Genomic DNA, 5932 nt, shown 5'->3' on the forward strand with positions numbered 1-5932 from the left:
CCCTGCTCTTTCAGGCGGCCGATTTCGGCAAGCAGCGCCCACGGATCAACAACAACGCCGTTGCCGATCACCGAAAGTTTGTTTTCACGGACGATACCTGACGGCAGCAGGCTCAGCTTATAAGTGGTTCCGTCGATCACCAAAGTATGACCGGCGTTGTGACCACCCTGGAAACGCACAACAACGTCTGCCCGTTCGGACAGCCAGTCGACGATCTTGCCTTTACCTTCGTCCCCCCACTGGGAACCGATCACGGCAACATTGGTCATCGCAAAACTCCTTGCGCGATAAAAAGTTCGTTCGATTAGGCGTTCAGCGGCACAACCTGACCGCCGATATAAATATGATTGCAGCCCATGCCTTGTGCTTCGATACGGGCGGCGGCTTCGGTTTTGGCCTCCGCGGCACCTTCAAGCGCGGCAACCGTGTAATGGCCTTCGGCACGCAATTTGCGCGCTTCACGCTGTGGCGTACCAAGCGGCAGATAAACACGATCAATCGGCTCGGCATCTGGAAGACCGCGCAAAATGCTGTCCATATAAAGCGACATACCCGTTGCAGCTTCGCCCGATGCACCACCGGCACGATAACGGCCACCACGGCCAATTTCACCGCGGACGTTGCGTGCAAACAGTGTAAAGCTGACGCCGGTCTGATAGCGGAAACCAGCCATCTCGACCGGATCAATGGTAAGGGCAGCATCAAGGCCGGACGCCAGAACGCGTTCAGCAACATCGATCAGACGATAAAGTTCCTCGGACGCACCAAGCGGCAGTTCGAGTTTTTTGAGTTTCGGCAAAGCGGACTGCGCCGGGCCAGCGGCTTCAAGCAAGGCAACCAGAACACCGGTAACTTTGCCATCGGCGGCACGAAGGGCTGCGACATCACGACGTTCAAGCGCCTCGGTTAGTACTTCACGGTCATCGCGCGACACACCAAAGGCATCAAAAAGACGAACCGGGAGTGTTGGCAAATTTAGGTCAACCGAAACATCCGGCAAACCGATGCTTTCCAAAGCTTCGAGTGCGAGCAGAACAATCTCGGTGTCAGCAGCAGCACTCGACACACCGATCAACTCGGCACCGACCTGTGCAAACTGGCGTTCCGGGCGCAGATGCGATCCCTTGATCCGCAAGACATCGCCGGAATACGAAAGACGCAGAGGACGCGGCGCATCAACCAGACGGGTCGCTGCAATGCGTCCGACCTGGGGTGTCATATCTGAACGAACGCCCATCATGCGGCGGGACTCAGGGTCCATCAAACGGAACGTCTGGGTCGACAATTCCGGTGCAGCACCTTCAAGCAGGCTTTCTTCGAACTCGACCAACGGGGTTTTCACGCGGTCATAGCCTGCATGTGCCAGACTGGCCATCAGCTTCTCACGGATTTCAGCTTCCCGTGCAGCGGTTCCTGGCAGGACATCCTGCAGGCCGGCGGGCAAAAGAGCTTTCCTGGCAAGTTCGGTCATTTTGTGTGCTTTCCCGGACGAGGCGCGCAGATTTAAATTGATAACATCCCGAGCAACGCTCAGGGCTCACTATCCGGTAGCGGTTACTACCGCGTTGTGCCGGACAGAGCAACGGGGAAAAACCCTGTAACGCAAATAATACGTACGAATTATTTCCTAGTTGGCCGCAAATTCGGCTTTTACCACCGCATATGCCCAATCGAGCCAAGGCAGCAAAGCCTTGATATCGCTGGGCTCAACGGTTGCACCGCCCCAAATACGCAGTCCCGGAGGCGCATCACGATACCCGTTGATATCAAGTGCGACATTTTCCGCTTCAAGAAGCTGCGAAATCTTTTTCGGCAGCATAGCCTGCTGATCGGCAGACAGACCAAGCGCCCATGGATCGACAATCTTGATGCACATCGAGGTGTTTGAGCCGGTTGCCGGATCCTCGGCAAGGTCGGCCGCCCAGTCGCTGCTGGCAAGCCACGCATCAAGATGCGCCCGGCTTGCACGGGTACGTTTCAAAAGCCCTTCAAGGCCACCAATCTCTTCGGCCCATTTCAAGGTGTCAATGGCATCTTCGACCACCAACATCGATGGCGTGTTGATGGTTTCGCCGCGGAAAATGCCGTCAATCAGTTTGCCACCCTTGGTCATGCGGAAGATTTTCGGCATTGGCCATGATGGCGTGTAGCTTTCAAGGCGTTCAACAGCACGCGGGCTGAGGATAATGATCCCGTGACCACCCTCGCCGCCCAGAACCTTCTGCCAGCTATAGGTCACGACATCGAGTTTGTCCCACGGCAGTTCCATGGCAAAGATCGCCGAGGTCGCATCGCAAATGGTCAAACCCTTGCGGTCATCAGCAATCCAGTCGCCATTGGGCACACGAACACCGGCCGTCGTGCCGTTCCAGGTAAAGACAACATCGCGATCAAAATCAACCGATGCCAGATCCGGCAGTTTGCCATAATCGGCTTCAAGGGTGCGTACATCATCAAGCTTGAGCTGCTTGATCACATCGGTGACCCAGGTCGCCCCGAAGCTTTCCCACGCCAGCATATCAACGCCACGCGCGCCCAGCATCGACCATAGCGCCATTTCAACGGCACCGGTATCGGATGCCGGAACCACCCCCAACAGATAATCTTCTGGCAGGTTCAAAATTGCGCGCGAACGGTCAATCACCTCTTCAAGGCGCTGCTTTCCGAGCTTGGATCGATGTGAACGGCCAAGGATCTCCGTCTGCAATGCGTCTGCGGACCAACCCGGGCGTTTTTTGCACGGACCCGAAGAAAAATTCGGGCTGGTCGGACGAGTGGTCGGCTTTGCAAGTACGGCAGTCTGGGCCATCTGTAAGTTCCTGAGAAAGAAGGATAACCAATGCAGGTTGGTTTAGAATATTCAAGCGACCCGATCCTATTGCCCCAAAGGCAAAAGTCAAACGCCTTCCACACAGACATGGCAGCCATTTTTGCATGGCTGAAACGAACCGCTGCCAACATTCATTCTTTGGTTTATGCCCCTTAGAACGGGATGTCGTAATACCAAGGCGCAAACAGGCTGAACGCAATCCAAAGAATGATGATCAGCGGTGTCCCTGCCTTCAGGAAGTCAATAAACCGATAGTGTCCCGGTCCCATGACAAGAAGGTTGGTTTGATACCCGACCGGCGACGCAAACGAACAGTTGGCCGCCATCACCACCGCAATTGCAAACACATGTGGCTCCACGCCCAGTTGCTGGGCCATGCCAATGCCGATGGGCGTAAACAGAACCGCGCACGCGTTGTTGGACAAAACGTTGGTAAAGCCTGCCACAATCAGGAAGAACAGCGACAAAATAACTGGTGCGGGTGCGCCGCGGGTTGCGGCCAACAACTGATCGGCAACGAATTCTGCACCGCCGGTCAATTGCAACGCATTACCAAGGGCAAGTGCAGCGGCAACAAGCAATACAATCTTGCGATCAATTGCGCGCGATGCCTGACGCAAATTAAGCGCGCCGGATGCGATCATCAATCCGGCCCCAATAAAGCTTGAAACCATGATCGGCACGACACCGGTCGCGGCAAGCGCAATCACGCCAAGGAAAATGGCCGCAGCCCGACGCGCGTGGAATGGTCGGGGCAAGGTTCTGGTCGACCATTCCAGCAACACAACATCGCGGATGGTGCGAAGGGCCTCGACATCCTCTGATCGTCCTTGCACCAGCAAAACGTCTCCGGCCTCAAGCCGGATCTCGGTCATCTGGCTTCGGATCATGCGCGAACGACGCTGGATACCAAGTACAAGGCACTTGTACTGATAGCGGAAACCGATCTGCTCAAGATTAAAGCCAATCAGGCGCGACCCCGGCGGCAACATGACTTCGGCCAATAACTGCGTGGATTTCTGCGGGGTTTCGTCGCCGTCTGCACCAACGGCGGCCGCATCTGAATGCAACAATCCCGGGTCCTTTTGCAGGGCCTCGGTCAGTGCCTTGCGGGTGGCGGCCACGACCAGAACGTCACCCGCCTGAATTTCCATATCATCTTCAAACGGCGGCAGTTCTGCATGTTCACGCCGAACAATCATCTGAACGGTGATATTTGGCAGGTTCTTGAAGAACCCGGCGACTGGCTTTGTGCCAATCATGTTGGCCGCTGGCCCAACAGTGATCTGTGCGATGAACTGCTTGCCGCTGCTATCGGGATTGGCAAGTTTGCTGCGCATGGATGCCAAGGCCGGAAGAAGGCGCGGCGCAATCAACAGGACGTAGACAAAGCCGGTCAAGGCAAGCACGCTGCCAATCGTTGTGAATTCAAAGAATTCAAGCCCCGGCATGCCGAGTTCGATCAGGGAACTTGATACCAGAAGGTTGGTCGATGAACCGATCAGGGTCGTCATGCCGCCAAGGATCGCTGCATAGGAAAGAGGGATCATCAATGCCGACGGGGAACGTTCAATACGCTCGGCAAGTGCCTGAATAATCGGGATAAAGATAACAACAACCGGCGTATTGTTCAGGAAGGCCGACAATACCATCACCACGAACAACCCGACGAAAATCGCAATCGAGGCATTCTTGCCGCCATGTTCGGTAATCAGACCAGCGATGTAACTGACCCCGCCGGTCAGGACCATGCCCTGCCCAACAACCAGCAAGGACAACACCGTCAGCAAGGCCGGGTTGGCAAAGCCCGACATGACCGTGGCAGGCCCCATCAGGTTTTCACCATCCGCATCAAGCAGCGGGAAAAAATCAAAGAAAAGCAAAAGCGTTGCGATAAGAGCAATACTGGTCAGTTCGAGCGAGATGCGCTCCAACCCATACAGAACAAGCGATCCGGCAACGAGTGCTAGGACCACCCACATCTGCATCGGCGTTGCAGAACTGGCAACAACACTTTCGAGCACGATAAACTTTCCCCTGTAAAGCCTGCATTCTTGCGGTTATCGCGCACCTTTGCACCGGCGAGATCTGTCCACAATCGTTTCATTTTGCCTTTTACTTAGACGAAAGCCCTATAGCGCGGTCAATAAAAAAACAAAGCAAATCAGTTCGAATGCGGATTAGTCGGTAGAATACCCCAGACAGAATGCAGGCCCCTTGAACAAGGAAAGGCGGGCAAATACCAGATTGCCCGCCCTTTTGAATTCATTGCCCGACACCGCCAGGCCAATCACGCCGGAACCGTGATTTCCCCTTTGAGGTACTGAACAGCTTCGCCCTTGAGATGCACACGATCACCGTCGATTTTGCAGGCAACCACACCACCGCGCGCGGACGCCTGATATCCGACAACATCGACCTGCCCCAGTTTTTCTGCCCAATAGGGCCCAACGACACAGTGCATATAGCCGGTGACCGGATCTTCATTGATGCCAAGTGCTGGCAGGAAATAACGTGAAATCATATCAAGTCCGGTTTTATCGCCGGGTGCCGTAACAATTACACCGCGCCCCGCCAATTTGCCCAACGCCGACATATCCGGGCGCATATTTCGCACAATGGCAGCGTCATCATAGACAATCACAATGTCGGTATCACGGCTTACCACGCCAAATGTCTCGGCGGGCTTAACTCCGCCAAGGGCTTCAAGCACCTCCTCAGAGACAGTTTCACGCTTGATCGGTTGTTTCGGGAAGTTCAGGACAATCGCATCACCTTCGCGCCGGGCGGTCAAAACGCCGCTTTGGCTTTGCAACTTGATCAGATCGCCCTTAAAGCCAAGTCGATTGAAAATCACAAATGCACTTGCAAGCGTCGCGTGGCCACACAGCGGCACCTCGACGGTCGGCGTAAACCAACGAATATGGAAATCGGCCTCGTCACCCGCACTTGGCACGAAAAAGGCTGTTTCCGACAGATTGTTTTCCATCGCGATTTTTTGCAGCACGTCATCAGGCAACCAATCTGACAAGGGCACAACCGCCGCCGGGTTGCCGGCAAACAAAACATCGGTGAAGGCATCGATCTGATAGATCGGCAGGG

General features: G+C 55.1%; 5 protein-coding genes. All 5 read right to left on the reverse strand.

All coding sequences use genetic code 11. From position 1 onward, the window contains the following. Window positions 1-269: adenylosuccinate synthetase (locus B3Z49_RS14405; protein ID WP_296992130.1), on the reverse strand; the 269-nt coding region annotated here is incomplete at its 3' end. Window positions 270-304: 35 nt separating this feature from the next. After that, window positions 305-1471, reverse strand: a complete 1167-nt coding sequence (locus B3Z49_RS14410; RefSeq protein WP_296992132.1) for an ATP phosphoribosyltransferase regulatory subunit — start codon at window positions 1469-1471, stop codon at window positions 305-307. A 156-nt stretch (window positions 1472-1627) separates the two neighbouring features. After that, on the reverse strand, window positions 1628-2809 hold the full coding sequence (locus B3Z49_RS14415; protein WP_296992134.1) for a phosphoserine transaminase: 1182 nt from the start codon (window positions 2807-2809) through the stop codon (window positions 1628-1630). Between the two features lie 173 nt (window positions 2810-2982). After that, window positions 2983-4854 (reverse strand): SLC13 family permease, encoded by a 1872-nt coding sequence (locus B3Z49_RS14420; RefSeq protein ID WP_008890832.1) that lies wholly within the window; start codon window positions 4852-4854, stop codon window positions 2983-2985. 266 nt (window positions 4855-5120) lie between these two features. After that, on the reverse strand, window positions 5121-5930 hold the full coding sequence (locus B3Z49_RS14425) for a PhzF family phenazine biosynthesis protein (protein ID WP_296992136.1): 810 nt from the start codon (window positions 5928-5930) through the stop codon (window positions 5121-5123). Window positions 5931-5932 lie beyond the last annotated feature (2 nt).

Origin of the sequence: Thalassospira sp. UBA1131 (assembly GCF_002311515.1) — a bacterium.
Lineage (GTDB): Bacteria > Pseudomonadota > Alphaproteobacteria > Rhodospirillales > Thalassospiraceae > Thalassospira.

What these genes read in the sequence shown, in the direction of transcription:
- B3Z49_RS14410 (WP_296992132.1), bottom strand. Translation starts at nt 1,471, where the DNA reads ATGACCGAACTTGCCAGGAAAGCTCTTTTGCCCGCCGGCCTGCAGGAT.
- B3Z49_RS14415 (WP_296992134.1), bottom strand. Translation starts at nt 2,809, where the DNA reads ATGGCCCAGACTGCCGTACTTGCAAAGCCGACCACTCGTCCGACCAGC.